This window comes from Streptomyces sp. NPDC000410 (assembly GCF_040300305.1).
GTDB lineage: Bacteria > Actinomycetota > Actinomycetes > Streptomycetales > Streptomycetaceae > Streptomyces.
On the sequence record NZ_JBEPDM010000001.1, the window covers coordinates 134,309 to 154,994 of the forward strand.

Below are 20,686 nucleotides of genomic sequence, written 5' to 3' on the forward strand. Positions count from 1 at the left end.
CGCCTACCTCAGTTTGGGGTCGAGGGCGTCGCGCACCGCGTCGCCGAGCATGATGAACGCCAGCACGGTGACGGCGAGCGCGCCGGCCGGCCAGAGCAGCATGTGCGGGGCGTTGCGGATGTAGGGGGACGCGGCGGAGATGTCGATGCCCCAGGAAACGGTGGGCGGCCGCAGCCCGACGCCCAGGTACGACAGGGTCGCCTCCAGCGCGATGTACGTACCGAGCGCGATGGTCGCCACGACGATGACGGGGGCGACCGCGTTCGGGGCGATGTGGCGCAGCAGGAGGCGGGAGTTGGAGGCGCCGAGGGCGCGCGCGGCCTGGACGTAGTCGTTCTGCTTGGCGGTGATCACCGAGCCGCGGGCGATACGGGAGATCTGCGGCCAGCCCAGCAGCACCATGAACCCGATCACCGGCCAGACGGTGTTGCTGGTGACCACGGACAGCAGCACCAGGCCGCCCAGCACCACCGGGATGGCGAAGAAGACGTCGGTGAGGCGGGAGAGGACGGCGTCCGACGCCCTGCCGAAGAATCCGGCGAGCCCGCCGAGCACGGACCCGAGGAGCGCCACGCCGAGGGTCGCGCAGACGCCGACGGTGACCGAGGTGCGGGCGCCGTAGACGGTGCGCGTGTAGACGTCGCAGCCCTGGCCGTCGAAGCCGAAGGGGTGGCCGGGCTGGGAACCCTCCTGGGCCTTGGCGAGGTCGCAGGACAGCGGGTCTCCGGAGGCGATCAGCGACGGCCACAGCGAGATGAGGACCAGGAAGAGGATGACCAGGGCGGAGACGAGGAAGACGGGATTGCGGCGCAGGTCGCGCCAGGCGTCGGACCAGAGGCTGCGGGGCTTCTGGGAAGGTCCGGTGCCGAGCGGGCCGCCGGGGGTGCGCTCCAGCGTCTCGCCCTCGCTGGTCGCCAGGTCCATCGCGCCCCCCGCCCCGGTCGGAGCGATCGCGTTCTCCCGTGGCTCAGGCATAGCGGATCCTCGGGTCGAGGACGGCGTACAGGAGGTCCACGAGCAGGTTCACCAGCAGGAACACCAGCACCAGCACGGTCACGAAGCCGACGACGGTCTGCGTGTTCTGGCGCACGATGCCCTGGTAGAGCTGGTAGCCGACGCCGTGGATGTTGAAGATCCGCTCGGTGACGATCGCGCCGCCCATCAACGCGCCGATGTCGGCGCCGATGAAGGTGACGACCGGGATCAGCGAGTTGCGCAGCAGATGGCGGGTGATGACGCGGCGGCGCGGCAGGCCCTTCGCGATGGCCGTGCGGACGTAGTCGGCGCGCCGGTTCTCGGCGATGGAGGTCCGCGTGAGGCGCGTGACGTACGCGAGCGAGACGGAGGCGAGGACGAGTCCCGGAACGATCAGTTCGTCGAGGGGCGCCTCGGGCGAGACGGCGGGCCGGATCCAGCCCCATTGCACGCCGAGCAGCAGCTGGAGCAGCAGACCGGTGACGAACGTCGGGATGGCGATGACGACCAGGGTCAGCAGCAGTACGCCGGTGTCGACGGGGCGGCCTCGGCGCAGTCCGGTCAGCACGCCCAGCGTGATGCCGATGACGATCTCGAAGACGATGGCGACGAGGGTGAGCCTGATGGTGACCGGGAAGGCGGTGGCCATGAGCTCGGTGACCGGCTGGCCGTTGAACGCGGTGCCGAAGTCGCCGGTGAAGAGATTGCCCATGTACGTCAGGTACTGCTGCCAGACCGGTTTATCGAGGCCGAATTCCTTCCGCAGCTGGGCGGCCGTCGCGGGGTCGCATTCGCGGTCGCCGCACAGGCCCGCGATGGGGTCGCCCATCACGTTGACCATCAGGAAGATCAGCAGCGTGGCGCCGATGAAGACCGGGATCATCTGGAGCAGACGCCGGATCACATAGCGCCCCATGGCGTCAGCTGACCGTGATCTCGTTGTAGACCGGGACGCTGAAGGGGTTGAGCGCCACGTTCGAGAGCCGGGTCGAATAGCCGGCGCTGCCGTTCTGGTACCAGAGGGGAATGGCGCCCATGTCGTCCCGCAGGATCTCCTCGGCCTGCTGGAAGGTGTCCACGGCCTTAGCCGTGTCGGTCTCGGCGTTGGCCTCGTCGATGAGCTGGTCGAATTCCGGGTTGCTCCACTTACCGTCGTTGGACGAGGCGTTGGTGTAGTAGAGCGGCTGGAGGAAGTTCTGGATCAGCGGGTAGTCCATCTGCCACCCGGCCCGGAAGGGGCCGCTCATCTTGGACTGGGTGATCTGGTTGCGGTAGTCGGCGAAGGTGCCGACGGGATTGCCGACGCAGGCCCTGCTGTTGCCGAGCGCGTTGTTGATGGAGTTGCAGACGGCGTCGACCCACTCCTTGTGGGAGCCGCTGTCGGCGTTGTACGAGATCTTCACCTGGCCGCCGGGGATGCCGCCGCCCTCGGCGATCAGCTTCTTGGCCTCCTCGGGGTTGTACGTGCAGGCGTCGCCGCAGAGCGAGGCGTCGAACCCGCCCTCCTCGCCGAGCACGGGGGATGTCCAGTCCGTCGCGGGGGTGCGGGTCTTCTGGAAGATCGTGTCGGTGATCTGCTGCCGGTTGATCGCCTTGGACAGGCCCTTGCGGACCTTCTCCTGGCCGGGCTTGTTCCAGTCCGGGTCGTAGTAGGGGAAGGCGAGGGTCTGGATGATGCCGGCGGGGGTGTTGATGTACCGGTCGCCGAGGTCGGCCTTGACGTTCTTGAGCTGGGCCGCCGGGACGTCGTCGACCAGGTCGAGGTTTCCGGCCGTCAGATCGGTGTAGGCGGTGTTGTTGTCGGTGTAGACCTTGAGGTCGACGCCGCCGTTCCTGGCCTTGTCCTGGCCGGGGTACGCGTCCCAGCGGCGCAGGGACATCTGGGAGCCCTTGGTGTACGAGTCCACGGCGTACGGGCCGTTGCCGACGGGCTTGGCCAGCCAGCCGGCGTGATCGGTGTAGAAGGCCTTGGGCAGCGGGGCGAAGGCGGCGTAGCCGAGGGTCTCGGGCCAGGTGGAGAACTTCTGGCTGAGCTTGACCGTGAAGGTCTGCGGGCCCGTCACCTTCAGGCCGGACATCGTCTCGGCGGTCGGTCGCTCGCCCGCTTCGGGGTGGACCGCGTCGTAGCCCTCGATCTGGCCGAAGAAGTAGGCGTTGCGCTGGTTGTTCTTGAGGTGGGCGCCGTAGTTCCAGGCGTCCACGAAGGACTTCGCGGTGACCGCCTCGCCGTTGGAGAACGTCCAGCCGTCCTTGACGGTGATGGTGAAGTGGGTGGAGTCGGCGGTCTCGATCTTCTCGGCGAGCATGTCCTCGGCCTCGCCGGTCTTCGGGTCGTACCGCTTGAGACCACGGAAGATCATGTCGAGGACCTTGCCGCCCTGCACCTCGTTGGTGTTCGCCGGCTCCAGGGGGTTCTGCGGGTCGCCCCACGAGGAGCTGACGATCCCGTCCGGGCCTCCGGCACCGGCGCCGCCACCACCACCGCAGCCGCTTGCCGCGAGTACGACGGCGACCGAGCAGACGACCCACTTGGCGTGCGTGGCTCCGCGCATGGAGTGCCTCCCGGGTGGTCCGTAGCTGCCCCTGGCCCCAATATCGCGCCCGTGGCCGGCACCCCGCACGTTCACCGCGTCCGTACGTGGCCCGGCAGGTGTCCCATGCGTGAACGCGCCGAGGGCCCCACGCGTCACGCGTGGGGCCCTCGGCGGAGACGGACGGTCAGGCCTGGTCGGCCGACCCGGAGCCGTCCTGCTCCATGGCGATCAGCGCCGGGTCCAGCACGACGTCGTGCTCCCGGGCCTCGGTCGTCGGCTCCTCCGGGAAGTGGCACGCCGTGAGGTGGCCCGCCTCGCTGCCGGAGAGCTGGAGCAGCGGCGGCTCCTCCGTGGCGCACTTGTCCTGCGCCTTCCAGCAGCGGGTACGGAACCGGCAGCCGGACGGCGGCATGATCGGCGAGGGGACGTCGCCCGAGAGGCGGATCCGCTCCTTCTTCGCGGCGTCGATGTCCGCGTCCGGCACCGCCGACAGCAGGGCGTGCGTGTAGGGGTGGCGCGGGCGGTTGTAGAGCGAGTCGCGGTCCGCGATCTCCACGATCTTGCCCAGGTACATCACCGCGACGCGCTGCGAGAACTGCCGGACGATCGCCAGGTCGTGCGCGATGAACACGAAGGCGATGCCCAGGTCGCGCTGGAGGTCCTGGAGCAGGTTGACGACCTGCGCCTGGATGGACACGTCGAGCGCCGAGACCGGCTCGTCGGCGACGATCAGCTTCGGCTCCAGGGCGAGCGCGCGGGCCACGCCGATGCGCTGGCGCTGGCCGCCCGAGAACTCGTGCGGGAAGCGGTTGTAGTGCTCCGGGTTGAGACCGACGGTCTCCAGGAGTTCGCGGACCCGCTTCTCGCGGCCGCCGGGCGGGTTGATCCCGTTGATCTCCATCGGGCCGGAGATGATCGTTCCGACCGTCTGGCGCGGGTTCAGCGACGCGTACGGGTCCTGGAAGATCATCTGGATCTCGGACCGGATGGGCGCCAGCTGCTTCCGCTTGGCGTGCGTGATGTCCTTGCCCGCGTACGTGATCCGGCCGCCGGTCGGCTCCATCAGCCGGGTCAGCAGCCGGCCGGTGGTCGACTTGCCGCAGCCCGACTCACCGACCAGGCCCAGGCTCTCACCCGGGTAGACGCTCAGGCTGACGCCGTCGACGGCCTGGACCGCGCCGACCTTCCGCTTGATGGGAAAGCCGCCCATGATCGGGAAGTGCTTGGTCAGGCCCTCCACCGTCATCAACGGTTCGGCCTGCGACGGCCCGCCCTGCGGCGGGACCGCGTCATTGGCGGTGGTTTTGGTGGTGGTGGTGTTCTCGCTCATGGTCATAGCCCCAGTCGCTGGTCAATCAGCCCAGCCGGGGCTGAATCTTCTCGATGAAAACCTGCTGCCGCTGCTCCGCCGACAGATGGCATGCCGCGCCCCGTCCGGCCGGAAGGAGCGGGCGCTCGTTCGCACAGCGACCGCCGTCGACGAGCTCGACATGGGCACACCGGGGGTTGAACGCGCAGCCGGCGGGCGGGTTCAGCAGGCTCGGCGGCGAGCCGGGGATGGGCATGAGCGGCTCGTTCACATCGGACGAGAGGCGCGGCATCGAACCGAGCAGACCCCAGGTGTAGGGATGCTGCGGCTGCTTGAGCACCTCTCGGACGGAGCCGCGCTCCACGGCCCGGCCCGCGTACATCACCAGCAGGTCGTCGGCGGTGTTCGCCACGACGCCCAGGTCGTGCGTGATCAGGATGATCGCGGACCCGAACTCCTGCTGGAGGTCCTTGAGCAGGTCGAGGATCTGCGCCTGGACGGTCACGTCGAGCGCGGTGGTCGGCTCGTCGGCGATCAGCAGCTCGGGGTTGCAGACCAGCGACATGGCGATCATCGCGCGCTGGCGCATACCGCCGGAGAACTGGTGCGGATAGTCGTCGACACGCGCCTTGGGATCGGGGATGCCGACCTTGCCGAGCATCTCGATGGCCCGCGCGCGGGCCTCCTTCCTGCTCGCGCCCGTGTGCTTCATGTACGGCTCGGAGATCTGCCGGCCGATCGTGTAGTACGGCGACAGGGCGGTCAGCGCGTCCTGGAAGATCATCGCCATCTTGTTGCCGCGCAGGCGCTCGAGCTGGCGGCCCGAGGCGTCCGTGAGCTCCTGGCCGTCCAGCCGGATCGAACCCTCGATCGTGGTGCTCTTCGGGTTGTGCAGCCCCAGGATGCTGAGGTTGGTCACCGACTTGCCGGAGCCCGACTCGCCGACGATGCCCAGCGTCTGTCCGCGCTCGAGGTCGAAGGAGAGGCCGTCCACGGCCTTGACGATGCCGTCCTCGGTGGAGAACTGGACTCGCAGGTCGCGCACCGAGAGGAACGCGCCCGACTCGGTCGGGGCCGGCGTGTCCTCGGTCTTGGTGAGTGTGGTCACGGTCGTTCTCCTAGGACAGACGCACGCGCGGGTCGATGATGGCGTACAGGGCGTCCACGATGACGTTGAAGAAGAGAATGAGTGCGGCACTGACGACCATCACACCCATGGTCAGCGGCAGGTCCTTGTTCACCACCGAGCTGATCGCCAGTCGGCCGATTCCCGCCAGGCCGAAGGTGAGCTCGGTGACCATCGCGCCGCCGAAGAGGGCGCCCAGGTCGATGCCGATGATGGTGACGATCGGGATGAGCGATCCGCGCCAGGCGTAGCGGAAGAACACGTAGCGGCTGCTCATGCCCTTGGCGCGGGCGGCGCGGACGTGCTCCTCCTGGAGCTGCTCGATCATCGTGGACCGGGACATACGCGTGTAGTTGGCCGTGAAGATGACCGACATCACGATCCAGGGGATCAGCAGGCCCATGAACCAGCCGCCGATGCTCTCGCTGAACGGTACGTACTTCGGCTTGTCGAGCCAGCCGGTGCTGTAGACGAAGAGTCCGAGGACGACCGGGCCGAGGAAGTAGATCTGCATGGACGACAGGACCAGCGAACCACCGCTGAAGATCTTGTCGACCGCGGTGCCCTTGCGCCAGGCGGCGATCATGCCGGCGCTGAGACCGACGATCAGGAAGACGATCAGGCCGCCGATCGAGAGCGAGAGAGTGAGCGGGAACCGGTCGACGATCGTGTCCCACACCATCTGCTGGTCGTTGAACGAGACTCCGAAGCACGGGGCCGAGCAGTGGCCCACGGAGAAGTCGCGACCGGCGAAGATGCCGACCATGAAGTCCCAGAACTGAACCGCGACCGGCTTGTCGAGACCGAGGTTCTTGTGGATGACTTCCAGTGCGTCGGGCGTGCAGTTCTTTCCGCAGGCCAGCAGGGCGGGATCCTGCGGGATGGCGAAGAACATGAAGAACGTGAACGCGCTGATCAAAAAGAGGATCAGGGCTGCGCCGAGCGTCCGGCGAATAAGGAATTGAAGCATGGCAGGTCGCTGCTCTCAGGACGGCGGCAATAAGGGGTCTCTACGGGAGGGACCGGCGCTCCGGGGATGCGCATACCGCCTTGTGCACATCCCCGGAGCCGGCCTGAGTGAGCGTTACTTCTTGATGAAGAGGCGCGTGACGTCGACGGAGCTCAGGTCGGTGGAGTAGCGAGCACCACCGACGTTGGAGCCGTGGATGTACAGCGCCCTGGTGAAGTACAGCGGGGCGGCCGGGTTGATCCGCTCCACGATGTCGTGGTGCAGGGCCGTCCAGCCCTTCTGCGCCTCAGCCGGGTCCGTGAGCTTCTTGATACGGGCGATCTCGGCGTTGACCTTGGGGTCGTTGATGTGCGAGTAGACCGAGGAGCCGTCCTGCAGCTGCTTTCCGTCGAACAGAGGCGGGATCACCGTGGACGCGGAGGCCCAGTCCTGGCCCCAGCCCGTCATGTAGAGGTCGAGACCGTTGTTGACCTTGCCGACCTGCTCGTACCAGGTCGCGTTGTCGATCTCCTTCTTCTGGACGTCGAGACCGATCTTCGTCAGCGCGTTCTCGATGACCACGGACTGCTGCTGGCGCTTCGGCGAGTTGGCGTAGGCGTAGACGACCTTCTTGCCCTTGGCGCCCGCCTCCTCGATCATCTTCTTGGCCTTCTCGATGTCGCCGCCCGGCTTCTTGGCCTTGCCGAACGGGTCGTAGTCCTTCTCGAAGCCCGGGAGGGTCGGGGCGAGCAGGCCGGTGGCGACCTCGCCGCCGTAGGCGCCGCCGTCCGGCTGGTAGACGTTGGCGCTCGGCATCGCGATGGCGATGGCGTCGCGGACCTTCTTGTCCTTCATCCGGTCGAGGTTGAAGTTCAGCTGCCAGACGTAGGGCTGGTAGCCCTGGATGGTGCGCTTCTTGGCCTCGGCGTTGGTGACGACGTTGCGCACCTGGGTCGTGGCGACCGTGCCGGTGAGCTGGATCGCGTTCTTGGCCTCACCGCGGTCGGCCAGGATCTGCTTGGTCTGCGCCTCGTCGTCCTGGTTGAACGTCACCTCGAAGCCGTCGACGTACTGGTGACGGACCGAGTCGGTCTTCGGGTCCCAGTTCGTGTTCTTGACGAGCTTCATGGACTTGCCGGGCTTGAAGTCGGCGACCTTGTACGGACCGACGGCGACGGGGGCCGTGTCGTACTTCTCCTTCGTGTCGCCCTTCGCGGGCACGATGGAGTAGCCGGTCATCGCGAGGGCCTGCGGCAGGTCGGCCTGCGGCTCCTTGAACTTGAAGATGACCGTCTTCGCGTCCGGGGTCTCAAGGACGGTGTCCGGGAGGTGCTTGCCCTTGTACGGGCCGTCCGGGAGCGCCTTGCGGTACGTGGTGCCCTCACCGGACAGCCACGTCTGGAGGTAGATCGGGCCGTCGGTGACGAACGGCGCGTACAGGCGCTCGATGGTGTGGCGCACGTCGGCCGAGGTGATCTCGTTGCCGTTCGCGTCCTTGACACCGCTCTTGAGCGTGTAGGTCCAGGTCTTGCCGCCGTCGGTCGTCTTGCCGGAGTCGGTGGCGATGTCGCCGACGACCTTGAGCGAGCCGTCCGCGGCCTCGTCGTACTGCGTCAGACCGCGGTGGATGAGGCGGCCCAGGATGCGGGCGTCGCTGACGTAGCTCTGCGCCGGGTCCAGGTGGGAGAAGTCGTCCGTCTGGAGGATCTCGATCGTGCCGCCGGGCTTGGCACCGGGGATCTCCTTGGCGGGGCCGGTGGAGGCCGCGGCGTCGCCATAGGTGACGGCGGTCGCCTGCTTGGCGGCGTCCTCCTTGGTCTTGGCCTTGTCCTTGGAGTCCGAGCCGCTGTTGTTGCCGCAACCGGTCAGTGCCAGCGAGCCGGCCGCCAGCGCGACGACGACAGCGCGCGCCCTGCGCGTACCAAAGATGCTCATAGTGATGAGTACCTATCTGTCAGTAGTGATCCAACTGTGCTGCCTGGCGCATCCGTTCGAGTTCGACGTTCGAAGACGGTTACGTGGGAGTGGAGTGGCAGCTGTCCCGCTGGTGGAAAGTCAGCGTCCGGACTTGGGGTCGAAGGCGTCCCGTACCGAGTCACCGAGCAGGTTGAACGCCACGACGAAGACGACCATGGCGACACCCGGGAAGAACATGTAAGCCGGGTCCTGCTCGTAGATGTCCGCACCGATGGCGAACATCCGGCCCCAGTCCGGCGTGGGCTCGACATAGCCGACTCCCACGAAGGAAAGGAACGCCACCGAGAGAATCGTGGAAGGCAGCAGCAGAGTCGCCTGCACGAGAATCGGTGTGACCAGGTTGGGCAGCAGTTCCTTGCGGATGATGCGCCACGGAGACGCACCCGCGATCTTCGCCGCCTCGACGAACTCCCGCTCTCGCAGGGAGAGCGTCGCCGCCCGGATCAGACGGGACAGACCCATCCAGCCCAGGAACGACAGCACGATGACGATCGCGATCGCCCGCAGTCCCGTCGGCGTCTCCTCGTCGGGGTTGACGAAGGCCGCGACGACAACCGGCATCGACGCCACGAAGAACAGCTGGCTGGGAATGCCCATCAGGAAGTCGGTCAACCGGCCGAGCCAGTAGTCGACTTTCCCTCCGTAGTAACCGCCGACCAGGCCGATCACCACACCCAGGACGACCATCAGGACAGTCGCCACCAGAGCCGTGTAGATCGAAGTGCGCATCCCGTACAGCAGTTGCATGAACACATCGCGGCCCAGAATGGGCTCGATGCCGAACCAGTGCTCGCCGGAGACTCCTCCGAAGACACCGGTCGGGATGCTGAACTCATCGAGGAGCTCGATGTTGTCCTGCCCATAGAGGGTGTACGGGTCCTTGCCGTACACGCTCTGGATCACCGGAGCCAGGAGCGAGATGACGAAGAAGAAGATGACGGTGCACGCGGAGACGACTCCCGTGCGGTCACGCTTGAATCGACGCCACATCAGCTGCCCGGGAGAAAGCCCGGCAGGGGTCTTGACTTCCGGAGCCTCGCCTTCCGGCGTGGCATCCACCTCCAGGACGGCGGACGCTCCCGCGCCCCCGGCCTTCGCTGGGCTCGTCACGATCGTTCCGCCCCCATGGGGATCACTGTCGCGAACACGACCCGTTTGGCGCTTATGGCACCACGCATTGGGCCCTCCTCATGAGTCCACTTGTCACTACAAGCGAGATATGCATCGAAGCCCGCCGACACCCCTGACGGCGGACATCACATACCCCTTGCGCGCTCGTGAGTCGGTGCACTCCCCACAGTGCGTGACCCATTGACCCGAGCTCTACGCGGATAACTATCTGCCATGACGTACCCTCCGACCACACCCTTTAGGTCTCGGTTGCATCACACCCGCAGTGAACAACGATCAAAATCTGGACAAATCGATCCTAGATAGAAGCCCGCGAAACGGACTCGTTATACATCTATCGGTCATGATCGTTCGACATCCGGACACCTGGGCACGGAAAACCAGTTGCGGGGGGCCTCGGAACCGCCAGAATGCGCTACACGGTTCAGCTCCGGAGCGACATTGGCCGGAAACGAGCGACGGCCCGGTCGCACCCCCAGAGGAGAGCGACCGGGCCGTCGGACGGCTATGAGGCCTGTGGTCAGCCGTGCTTGGCGCGGGACGCGGAGCGACCGCGCTCCTTCTGGTCCAGGACGACCTTGCGGATGCGGACGGCCTCCGGGGTCACCTCGACGCACTCGTCGTCGCGGCAGAACTCCAGGGACTGCTCCAGCGACAGCTTGCGCGGCGGCACGATCGCCTCGAAGGAGTCGGCGGAGGAGGAGCGCATGTTGGTGAGCTTCTTCTCCTTGGTGATGTTCACGTCCATGTCGTCGGCGCGGGAGTTCTCGCCGACGATCATGCCCTCGTACACCTCGGTGCCGGGGTCGGTGAAGAGCACGCCGCGCTCCTGGAGGTTCGTCATCGCGAAGGCGGTGACGGCGCCGGCACGGTCGGCGACCAGGGAGCCGTTGTTACGGGTCTTCAGCTCGCCGAACCACGGCTCGTGGCCCTCGTGGATGGAGTGGGCGATACCGGTGCCGCGGGTGTTCGTCAGGAACTCCGTACGGAAGCCGATGAGGCCGCGGGACGGCACGACGAACTCCATGCGGACCCAGCCCGAGCCGTGGTTGGACATGTTGTCCATACGGCCCTTGCGGACGCCCATGAGCTGCGTGACGGCGCCCATGTGCTCCTCGGGCACGTCGATGGTCATGCGCTCGACGGGCTCGTGCGTCTTGCCGTCGACCTGCTTGGTGACCACCTGCGGCTTGCCGATGGTCATCTCGAAGCCCTCGCGGCGCATCTGCTCGACCAGGATGGCCAGCGCCAGCTCACCACGGCCCTGCACCTCCCAGGCGTCGGGGCGCTCGGTGTCCAGGACGCGCAGCGAGACGTTACCGATCAGCTCGCGCTCCAGGCGGTCCTTGACCTGGCGGGCGGTGACCTTGCGGTCCTTGACCGCGGACTTCGCGTCCGCGCCCTTGCCGGTGCCACCGCGGCCGACCAGCGGCGAGGTGTTCGTACCGATGGTCATGGAGATCGCCGGCTCGTCGACCGTGATCAGCGGCAGCGCGACCGGGTTCTCCGGGTCGGCCAGCGTCTCGCCGATCATGATGTCCGGGATACCGGCGACGGCGCAGATGTCACCGGGGCCGGCCACCTCGGCGGGCTTGCGGGTGAGCGCCTCGGTCATCATCAGCTCGGTGATGCGGACGTTGGCGATCGAGCCGTCGCGCTTGATCCAGGCCACGGTCTGGCCCTTGCGCAGCTCGCCCTGCTCGACGCGGAGCAGCGCGATACGGCCGAGGAAGTTGTCGGCGTCGAGGTTGGTGACGTGCGCCTGGAGCGGCGCGGCCTCGTCGAACGTCGGAGCCGGGATGTGCTCCAGGATCGTGGAGAAGAACGGCTCCAGGTTCTCGCTGTCGGCGGGGACGGTGCCGTCCTCCGGCTTGGTCAGCGAGGCGACGCCGTCACGGCCGCAGGCGTAGACGATCGGGAACTCGATCTGGTCCTCGTCGGCGTCCAAGTCGAGGAAGAGGTCGTACGTCTCGTTGACGACCTCGTCGATCCGGGAGTCCGGGCGGTCCGTCTTGTTGATGCAGAGGATGACGGGCATCCGCCGCTGGAGCGCCTTGCGGAGCACGAAACGGGTCTGCGGGAGCGGGCCCTCGGAGGCGTCCACCAGCAGCACGACACCGTCGACCATCGACAGACCGCGCTCGACCTCACCGCCGAAGTCGGCGTGGCCGGGGGTGTCGATGATGTTGATCGTGATCGGGGCCTCGCCACTCTTGGGGTGATACTTCACCGCCGTGTTCTTGGCGAGGATCGTGATGCCCTTCTCACGCTCCAGGTCGTTCGAGTCCATCATCCGGTCGTCGACGGAGTCGAGCTGGTGGGCGGCGAAGGCTCCCGCCTGCTTCAGCATGGCGTCGACGATGGTCGTCTTGCCGTGGTCGACGTGGGCGACGATGGCGACGTTACGGATGTCGTGGCGCGTGGGCATGGGTGGCTAGCGCTTCTCTCGGATCGTGGGATGCGGCGTCTGTTTGCTCGTACGCCCGCCGGGCGGACGCGCCACGGCTTACCCCTATGGTACGGGGCTGCCGCGGAAACCGACTTCCCGGGCCGATCCAGCGCCTGACCGGCTAGTCCTCGTCGTTCTCCTTGCCGTCCTCGTCGTCGTTCTCCGCGCCGTTCCCCTTCGGGTCCTTCTCGTGGTCCGCCGCGGGCTTCGGCTTGGTGAAACCGATGTCCTGGTAGCGCGGTGCGGCGAATCCGAAGGCGCCCACGTTCACCAGCTCCCGCTTGACCGCCACCAGCTGGGGGCGCTGGTAGAGCGGGATGGACGCGGCGGTGGCCCAGATCCGGGCGTCGGCCCGCTTCATCAGCTCGTCGGCCTGGTCCTCGTCCAGCTCGGCCACGGCCTGGGCGAAGAGCTGGTCGATGTGGTCCGTACCGACCCGGGTGTAGTTCTGCTCCACCAGCAGTGAGCCGTCGGTGGCCGGCTCGGGCTTGGCGTAGATCGGGCGGGCGTCGGTCGCCGGGTAGGCGGAGGCGGGCCAGGTGTAGAGGGCCAGGTCGTAGTGCCCCGAGGCGATGTGGTCCTTGAAGTAGCTCTCGTCCTCGACCTTGGTGATCTCGGTGCGTACGCCGATCCTGTCCAGCATCCGCGCGATCCGGTCGCCGACGGTGCGCAGTGCCTCGGAGCCCGGGCCCGAGGGGAGGACGAAGCGCAGGGTGAGCGGCTCGCCGTTCTTGCCGAGGGGGCCCGCGGCGCGGTCGTCGTTCATGGCGGGGGCGTGGGTCCCCTTGGGGGCGTAGGCGCCCGCGACCCCGCCGGGCCTGCGCTCCTGGGCCTCGGCGACGGGGCCGTTCCCGTCGGCGGAGTCGTCGGCCGGGCGGCCCTGGACGTCGGCCTGGCGGCGCAGCGCCAGGCTCTGCAGTCCGGCGCTCCGGGCGGGCGCGAGGATGTTCCAGTCGTCCGGGCCGGATCCGGTGTCGCCCGGCTTGTCGTCACCGACGATGTACAGCCCGTCGTCGGACGGGACGTCCGCCGCGCTGCCGGGGGCGGGGACACGGGACGGTCCACCGGGGGCGGGGGGCTGCGCCGCGCTCCTGGCGGCCGGGGACGCGGGGGCGGGGGCCGGCACGGGGGCCGCGCCGCCGGGGGTGGGAGCGGGGGCCCCGGCCGAGCTCCCGGCGGCCGGGGGCCTCGCGGTGCCGGCGGCGCCCGGGGACCGGCCCGCACCGCCGCTCCCCGCCGGGGCCGACGCCTCCGCGCCCCTGGCGGCCGGGGCCGACGCCTGCGCGCCCCCCGCCACCGGGCTCTTCACAGCCGGAATGCCCGCCACCGGGCTCGCCGCCGGGCTGCCGGCGTCCGTACCCTTCTGCGTCTTCTCCTCCCCCTTCTTCTCCGGCTTCTCCGGGCGCGCCTCGGTATCCGCCTCGGCGCCGGCCTCGGTCCCGTCCGGCGGCGTCTCGCGGGCGCCCTCCGGCGTCCAGCCCGCGTCGGCGAGCAGCGCCCTGGCCTCCACGGTGTCCTGGGTGCCGAGCGCGCCGCTGCTGTCGGCGTACGCGCGCTGCCCGGCGAGCGCGATATGGCTGCCCACCGGCTCGGCGGGCAGGGCCAGCGGTTTGAGGACGGTCTCCGCGAGCTCCTTGCGGTCCAGCGCGCGGGCGACGGCGCGGCGTACCCGCTCGTCGGCGAGCGGGCCCGACTCCCCGTTCAGCGCGAGCTGGGTGTACGCGGGCTCCAGCGACTTGCGGACGACGAAGCCGCGCAGCGCGGTCTGCTGCCTGGTGTGGCGGTCGATCGCGGCCTGGTTCCGCTGCTGGGCGATCCGGGCGGCCCTGGCCTTCTTCGCGTCGGAGCCGTGCGCGAGGGCCCAGGCCTTCAGCGCGCCGGACGGGCTGCTCTGGGCCGCGGGCCCGTGGGCGGGCGAGGGGCTGCCTGTGTCCCGTACCGCCAGGGCGATACGGTTCGCGACGCTGCGGTCGATTTCGGCCAGATCGACGCGTCCGGTGGCGAGCGCCGCCGCGCGGTCGTCGCGCGGGACCGCCCGCAGCACCAGCGATTCGAGCTTGGCGCGCTGACCCCACCAGCGCGGGTTGCGGACGAGGGTGACGGTGCCCGCCTTGCGGTCGAGCTCCTTGAGCGTGAACGGCCCGGCGGTCTTCACGAGCCGGGTGCGCGCGGAGTCGTTGAACGCGTCGGGGGTGCCCATCACCTCCTTCGGGTAGAGCGGGGTGAAGAGCGACTGCCAATCGGCGTACGGCTTGGCGAAGGTGACCCGGACCTCCAGGTCGCTCGCGCCGCGCTCGATCTTCTGGATCCGGTCGTAACCCGCGTTGCGCGCGGTCCAGTACGCCGAGTCCTTGCCGCTCAGCGCCCGCCACTGGGCGACGAAGTCGGCGGCCCCGATCTCCCGGCCGTCACTCCACACGGCCTGCTGGTTGAGCTTGTAGAGGACGACCTGCCGCGGCTCACGCTCGACGATCTTGGCCGATTCCAGATAGTCGCCGTTGAGCTGCGGCCGACCGCTCCCGTCGAGGGTGAAGAGGGCCGGGAGCGCGGCCGCGGCGACGCGTGACGTGGCGGCGTCGGCGTCAGCCTGGAAGGTGTTGAACGTCGCGGGGATGGCGTCGACGGCCCAGCGCAGCGTTCCGCCGTCCTCCACCTGATCGCGTTCGGCCGGGGCGATGTCCATGGGCGCCGGCTTGGCATCGGCCCCGGGCTCCGGTGTGGTGCATCCGGCCAGGGCGGGCAGCGCGAGAACGCCGCTGGTGAGGAGGGCTACGGAGCGCAGGGTCCTGCGGCGCGGGGAGACGACGTAGGGCATGGCCTGTACCTCTTCGTCCTGACTCGGATTTTTTGATGACGGTTTGCTCTTGATTAATCAGGTTCGGAAATTTAGCGATGATCACACCTATTGCTCCTACACTGAAATGCACGGCGGGCAGGGCGTGGCGCCGACACGGCGGCGCGACCGGTAAACCCCACCCATGCGGCCCAACGGGGCACCCCATATGGGTGGCGTGCGCGGGGAATCGCTGCACACGCCTTCACAACACGGGATGTGACGCGCGACACTCGCAGGCGCACACAGAGCCCTCTGGGGGCGACCCCAGACACCGCATGCCACCGCGACCGCGGAAGTGAGGGCAGTTCATGTCCCTGCAGGACGAGTTGACGGACGTCAAGCGCCGTCTCGATGACCTGGCCCGGACGGTCGAACGGCTGGAGCGGAGCCTCGCGCAGACGCGGGAGGACGCATCCCGGACCCAGCCGGCCGGCCGCCCCGAAGACCTGGTCACCATTCCCGACACTCCGTACGACAGCTCACTGTGGACGGACTCGGACGACGAAGGCCTGGGTGCGCGCGACCGGCACGCGCCCTAGGAGCTTCGTTGGCCACAGGCACTGATTCACCCCACACCGACACCGGCGTACGCGGCGCCACGCGCGCCGCCATCGCCCCCCGCCACCTCAGGACGGACCGCTGGTGGCTCGCGCCCGCCGCGACCGCCGCCGGACTGCTCGCCTTCATCGTGTACTCGACCTGGCGGGCCTTCGCGAACAGCGACTACTACGCGGCGCCGTACGTCTCGCCGTTCTACTCGCCCTGTCTCGCGGAGAACTGCGAGCCCATGCGCTCCGGACCCAACTGGGAGATCTTCGGCAGCTGGTGGGGGCTCTCCCCCGCGTTGCTGATCCTGATCTTCCCGCTGGGCTTCCGGCTGACCTGCTACTACTACCGCAAGGCCTACTACCGGGGCTTCTGGGCCTCGCCACCGGCCTGCGCCGTCGCCGAACCGCACAAGAAGTACTCGGGCGAGACCCGCTTCCCGCTGATCCTGCAGAACATGCACCGCTACTTCTTCTACGCGGCGCTGCCGGTCGCGGGCATCCTCACGTACGACACCGTGCTCGCCTTCCGCGACGAGCACTACGCGTGGGGGCACATGGGCCTCGGCACCCTGATCTTCCTCGTCAACATCACGCTGATCTGGGCGTACACCCTCTCCTGCCACTCCTGTCGGCACATCATCGGCGGCCGGCTGAAGCACTTCTCCAAGCACCCGGTGCGCTACCGGATGTGGGGCTGGGCCGGGAAGCTGAACGAGCGTCACATGCTGCTCGCCTGGTCCTCCCTGATCAGCGTCGCGCTCGCCGACTTCTACGTCTACCTGCTCGCCACCGGCGCCTTCGACGATCCGCGCTTCTTCTAAGGGAAAGGTGCCTTCTGATGACTCAGCTGGAACGCCAGCAGTGGGACGTCGTCGTGGTGGGCGCGGGCGGCGCGGGCCTGCGGGCCGCCATCGAGGCGCGCGAGCGGGGCGCCCGTACCGCCGTGATCTGCAAGTCCCTCTTCGGCAAGGCCCATACGGTCATGGCGGAGGGCGGAATCGCCGCCTCCATGGCCAATGTGAACGCCCACGACAACTGGCAGGTGCACTTCCGCGACACCATGCGCGGCGGGAAGTTCCTCAACCAGTGGCGGATGGCCGAACTGCACGCCCAGGAGGCGCCCGACCGGGTGTGGGAGCTGGAGACCTGGGGCGCGCTCTTCGACCGCACGAAGGACGGGAAGATCTCCCAGCGCAACTTCGGCGGCCACGAGTACCCACGGCTCGCACACGTGGGCGACCGGACCGGCCTGGAGCTGATCCGTACGCTCCAGCAGAAGATCGTCTCGCTGCAGCAGGAGGACTTCAGGGAGTTCGGGGACTACGAGGCCCGGCTGAAGGTCTTCCAGGAGTGCACGGTCACGCGTGTCCTGAAGGAACACCGCCCGCAGGAGGGCGACCGCGTCTCGGGGGCGTTCTGCTACGAGCGCGAGTCCGGCCGCTTCTTCGTGCTGGAGGCCCCCGCGGTGGTCCTCGCCACCGGCGGGATCGGCAAGTCCTTCAAGGTCACGTCGAACTCGTGGGAGTACACGGGCGACGGGCACGCGCTGGCGCTGCTCGCCGGGGCCCCGCTGCTCAACATGGAGTTCGTGCAGTTCCATCCGACCGGGATGGTCTGGCCGCCGTCGGTGAAGGGGATCCTCGTCACCGAGTCGGTGCGCGGCGACGGCGGGGTGCTGCGCAACAGCGAGGGCAAGCGGTTCATGTTCGACTACGTCCCGGACGTCTTCAAGGAGAAGTACGCCGAGTCGGAGGCGGAGGGCGACCGCTGGTACGAGGACCCGGACAACAACCGGCGCCCGCCCGAACTGCTCCCCCGTGACGAGGTCGCCCGCGCGATCAACGCCGAGGTGAAGGCGGGCCGCGGCTCGCCGCACGGCGGCGTGTACCTGGACGTCTCGACCCGGATGCCGGCCGAGAAGATCAAACGCCGCCTCCCCTCCATGTACCACCAGTTCAAGGAGCTGGCGGACGTGGACATCACGGCCGAGGCGATGGAGGTCGGCCCGACCTGCCACTACGTGATGGGCGGCATCGCGGTCGACTCGGACACGGCCGCCGCGGTCGGTGTTCCCGGGCTGTACGCGGCGGGCGAGGTCGCGGGCGGAATGCACGGCTCCAACCGGCTCGGCGGCAATTCGCTGTCCGACCTGCTGGTCTTCGGGCGTCGGGCGGGCCTGCACGCCTCGGAGTACGCCTCGGAGCTCGCCGCGGCGCGGCCCCTCGTGGACGAGGCGCAGATCGACGCGGCCGCGGCCGAGGCGCTCCGGCCGTTCAGCGCCGAGGGCCCGGAGCCCGGCGCCGCCCCGGAGAATCCGTACACCCTGCACCAGGAACTCCAGCAGGCCATGAACGACCTCGTCGGCATCATCCGGCGGGAGGGCGAGATGGCACACGCCCTGGAGAAGCTGGCCGAGCTCCGGGTCCGGGCCCGGCGGGCCGGTGTCGAGGGGCACCGGCAGTTCAACCCCGGCTGGCACCTCGCCCTGGACCTGCGGAACATGCTGCTGGTCAGCGAGTGCATCGCCCGGTCCGCGCTGGAGCGCACGGAGAGCCGCGGCGGGCACACCCGCGAGGACTTCCCGGCCATGGAGCGCGACTGGCGCCGGATCAACCTGCTGTGCCGGCTCGCGGGGGACCCGGCCGGGGACCCGACGGCGGCCGACCCGGTGCGCGGCCAGATCCGGCTCGCACGCACGACGACCGAGCCCATCCGCCCCGACCTGCTCGCCCTTTTCGAGAAGGAGGAGCTGGTCAAGTACCTCGCCGAAGAGGAGCTGTACGAATGAGCACGTACGACGCTCGGTTCAGGGTCTGGCGGGGCGACCAGGACGGCGGGGACCTGACGGACTTCACGGTCGAGGTCAACGACGGCGAGGTCGTCCTCGACATCATCCACCGGCTGCAGGCCACACAGGCCCCCGATCTGGCGGTACGCTGGAACTGCAAGGCGGGCAAGTGCGGTTCGTGCAGCGCCGAGATCAACGGCCGGCCGCGGCTGATGTGCATGACCCGGATGTCGGTCTTCTCTCGCGAGGAGACCATCACGGTGACGCCGCTGCGGGCCTTCCCGGTGGTCCGGGATCTGGTCACGGACGTCTCCTTCAATTACGCCAAGGCACGTGAGGTGCCTTCGTTCGTCCCGCCACCAGGCGTGGCCGCCGGCGAGTACCGGATGCAGCAGGCCGATGTGGACCGCTCCCAGGAGTTCCGCAAGTGCATCGAGTGCTTCCTGTGCCAGGACACCTGTCACGTGGTGCGTGACCACGAGGAGAACAAGACGGCCTTCGCCGGGCCGCGCTTCCTGATGCGCGTGGCGGAACTGGACATGCACCCCCTGGACGCCGCCGCCGAGACCGGCCTGGACCGCAAACGCACGGCTCAGGACGAGCACGGGCTGGGCTACTGCAACATCACGAAGTGCTGCACGGAGGTGTGCCCCGAGCACATCAAGATCACGGACAACGCCCTGATCCCGCTGAAGGAGCGGGCGGTGGACCGCAAGTACGACCCGCTGGTGTGGCTGGGCAACAAGATCCGACGGCGGGACCCCGCCTCGTAGCACCCGGCGTAGCAACCGACGTAGCCACCGACGTAGCCACCGGCCACCCGCCGGTGGCTACGCCCGCTCCAGCGTGATCGGGAGGGCCGGGATCCGCGCGGATCCCTCGGCGTTCCCGGGAAGCCAGGGGTCTCCTGGGAATCCAGGGGTCTCCCGGGAGTCCAAGGGCTCGCAGCCGTCAGTGCCAGCCCTCCCGATACGCCTCCCAGTCCTTCTCCTCCGCCGCGAAGTCGACGTACAGCGCCACCCCGAACCGTTCCCGGTCCCGGTCCGTGCGCCCGAGGCCGAGGCGGGTGCCGCGGATCGCGGCGGACACGGTCTCGGCGTTCTCCCAGTGGCCGATGTCGTCCTCGTGGAAGAACGGCAGCCCCATCAGCAGGTCCGTGTCCTCCGGTGTGACCTCCAGCGCCAGGGCGGTCTGCTGGGCGACGTACCCGCCGTACAGCCCCTCCAGCGGCATCCAGGTGTCGTAGGACATGACGGCGATCTGGTCGACCCGGCGGGCGACCTCGGCGAAGAACTCCTGCGACCACCACTTGGGGCTGCCGACGACCGCTCCCACGACCGAGTGCGCGGCCGGCAGCGGGTCGATCTGGTGGGCGGCGACCGAGAGCGGAACCCGCCGCTCCCGGGTGAGCGTGCGCAGATCGTCGAGCAGCGACAGATAGTCACGGTCGCCCGAGTGCAGCGGCTCCAGGTCGAAGTGGACACCGTCGAAGCCCACGTCCAGGATCTGCCCGGCCGAGCGCACCACGGCTGCCCGCGACGCCGCGTTCTCCAGGCGCAGCCCGTCCGGCGACTCGGTGGCCAGCTTGTCGCCGAGCCACGCCTGCACCCGCACGCCCGGTATCTTCCGGTGGACGCCGTCGATCAGCCACCGCGCACGCGGATACCGCGCGGCGGGCAGCGTCCCGTCATGCTCCAGCGGCCCGGCGTGCACATACAGGTCCCGTATCCCGGTCCCCCGTATCCGCGCGGCGAACGCGTCGAGGTCGGCATCCTTCTTCCGGCCGTCCACCCAGGCGTGGCCCAGCCAGATCGCGTCCTTCCCTCGTGTCTTCGTGCCCTCCCGCACCTCCCCCGCGTAGTTCACACGCAGGGCGACCGCGCCGGTCAGGGCGGGCACGACCAGCAGCAGGGCGAGCGCGAGCGCGATGCGCCTGGGCCATCTGAACCGTGGGCCCGAAAGCCGGGCGAGGAAGCGCCGCGCGAAGGAGCGTGGCCGCGTGGTCGCGCGTGCTTCCGCGGTCGAGCGTGGCTGTACGGTCACCGGAATCCCCCGTCGTCCCCC

General features: G+C 68.7%; 15 protein-coding genes. 4 read left to right on the top strand and 11 right to left on the bottom strand.

Features of this window, described 5'->3' with window-relative positions; translation table 11 throughout:
• Window positions 1-3: 3 nt before the first annotated feature.
• From ABT342_RS00660 to ABT342_RS00705, 10 genes are all read right to left on the bottom strand, one after another.
• Entirely contained in the window at window positions 4-975 is a 972-nt protein-coding gene (locus tag ABT342_RS00660) for an ABC transporter permease (RefSeq protein WP_351564863.1), read from the bottom strand.
• Window positions 968-1,891 (bottom strand): ABC transporter permease, encoded by a 924-nt coding sequence (locus ABT342_RS00665; RefSeq protein WP_351564866.1) that lies wholly within the window; start codon window positions 1,889-1,891, stop codon window positions 968-970. Before ABT342_RS00665 ends, ABT342_RS00660 begins: the two co-directional genes overlap by 8 nt.
• Before the next feature lie 4 nt (window positions 1,892-1,895).
• Window positions 1,896-3,527 carry a peptide ABC transporter substrate-binding protein gene (locus ABT342_RS00670; protein WP_351564869.1) on the bottom strand — a complete coding sequence of 544 codons (1,632 nt, stop codon included), beginning with the start codon at window positions 3,525-3,527 and terminating at the stop codon, window positions 1,896-1,898.
• 166 nt (window positions 3,528-3,693) lie between these two features.
• A complete protein-coding gene (locus ABT342_RS00675) occupies window positions 3,694-4,839 on the bottom strand; it encodes an ABC transporter ATP-binding protein (RefSeq protein ID WP_351564872.1) in 1,146 nt (381 codons plus the stop codon).
• Between the two features lie 25 nt (window positions 4,840-4,864).
• Window positions 4,865-5,926 (bottom strand): ABC transporter ATP-binding protein, encoded by a 1,062-nt coding sequence (locus tag ABT342_RS00680; protein WP_351564874.1) that lies wholly within the window; start codon window positions 5,924-5,926, stop codon window positions 4,865-4,867.
• A 10-nt stretch (window positions 5,927-5,936) separates the two neighbouring features.
• Complete coding sequence (locus tag ABT342_RS00685) at window positions 5,937-6,914, bottom strand: ABC transporter permease (RefSeq protein WP_351564877.1); 978 nt, start codon at window positions 6,912-6,914, stop codon at window positions 5,937-5,939.
• 114 nt (window positions 6,915-7,028) lie between these two features.
• Window positions 7,029-8,828: an ABC transporter substrate-binding protein gene (locus ABT342_RS00690; RefSeq protein ID WP_351564880.1), complete on the bottom strand. Its 1,800-nt coding sequence runs from the start codon at window positions 8,826-8,828 to the stop codon at window positions 7,029-7,031.
• Between the two features lie 120 nt (window positions 8,829-8,948).
• Window positions 8,949-9,980, bottom strand: a complete 1,032-nt coding sequence (locus tag ABT342_RS00695; RefSeq protein WP_351564882.1) for an ABC transporter permease — start codon at window positions 9,978-9,980, stop codon at window positions 8,949-8,951.
• A gap of 541 nt (window positions 9,981-10,521) precedes the next feature.
• Entirely contained in the window at window positions 10,522-12,429 is a 1,908-nt protein-coding gene (typA, locus tag ABT342_RS00700) for a translational GTPase TypA (protein WP_351564885.1), read from the bottom strand.
• A gap of 142 nt (window positions 12,430-12,571) precedes the next feature.
• A complete protein-coding gene (locus ABT342_RS00705) occupies window positions 12,572-15,265 on the bottom strand; it encodes an ABC transporter substrate-binding protein (protein ID WP_351564887.1) in 2,694 nt (897 codons plus the stop codon).
• A gap of 329 nt (window positions 15,266-15,594) precedes the next feature.
• On the opposite strand from ABT342_RS00705, the gene ABT342_RS00710 reads away from it, so the two are divergent.
• The 4 genes from ABT342_RS00710 to ABT342_RS00725 are packed head-to-tail and all read left to right on the top strand — an operon-like array spanning window position 15,595 to window position 19,395.
• The gene (locus tag ABT342_RS00710; protein WP_351564888.1) at window positions 15,595-15,825 is read left to right on the top strand and encodes an Rv0250c family protein; all 231 of its coding nucleotides are present in this window, start codon (window positions 15,595-15,597) and stop codon (window positions 15,823-15,825) included.
• A gap of 8 nt (window positions 15,826-15,833) precedes the next feature.
• Window positions 15,834-16,655: a succinate dehydrogenase subunit SdhC gene (sdhC, locus tag ABT342_RS00715; RefSeq protein WP_351564890.1), complete on the top strand. Its 822-nt coding sequence runs from the start codon at window positions 15,834-15,836 to the stop codon at window positions 16,653-16,655.
• A 17-nt stretch (window positions 16,656-16,672) separates the two neighbouring features.
• Window positions 16,673-18,622, top strand: coding sequence for a fumarate reductase/succinate dehydrogenase flavoprotein subunit (locus ABT342_RS00720; protein ID WP_351564893.1), 1,950 nt, complete (start codon window positions 16,673-16,675; stop codon window positions 18,620-18,622).
• Entirely contained in the window at window positions 18,619-19,395 is a 777-nt protein-coding gene (locus ABT342_RS00725; RefSeq protein WP_351564895.1) for a succinate dehydrogenase/fumarate reductase iron-sulfur subunit, read from the top strand. Before ABT342_RS00720 ends, ABT342_RS00725 begins: the two co-directional genes overlap by 4 nt.
• Window positions 19,396-19,573: 178 nt before the next feature.
• Here ABT342_RS00725 and ABT342_RS00730 read toward each other — a convergent pair whose 3' ends face one another.
• On the bottom strand, window positions 19,574-20,671 hold the full coding sequence (locus ABT342_RS00730) for a glycoside hydrolase family 18 protein (RefSeq protein WP_502965444.1): 1,098 nt from the start codon (window positions 20,669-20,671) through the stop codon (window positions 19,574-19,576).
• Window positions 20,672-20,686: the final 15 nt, after the last annotated feature.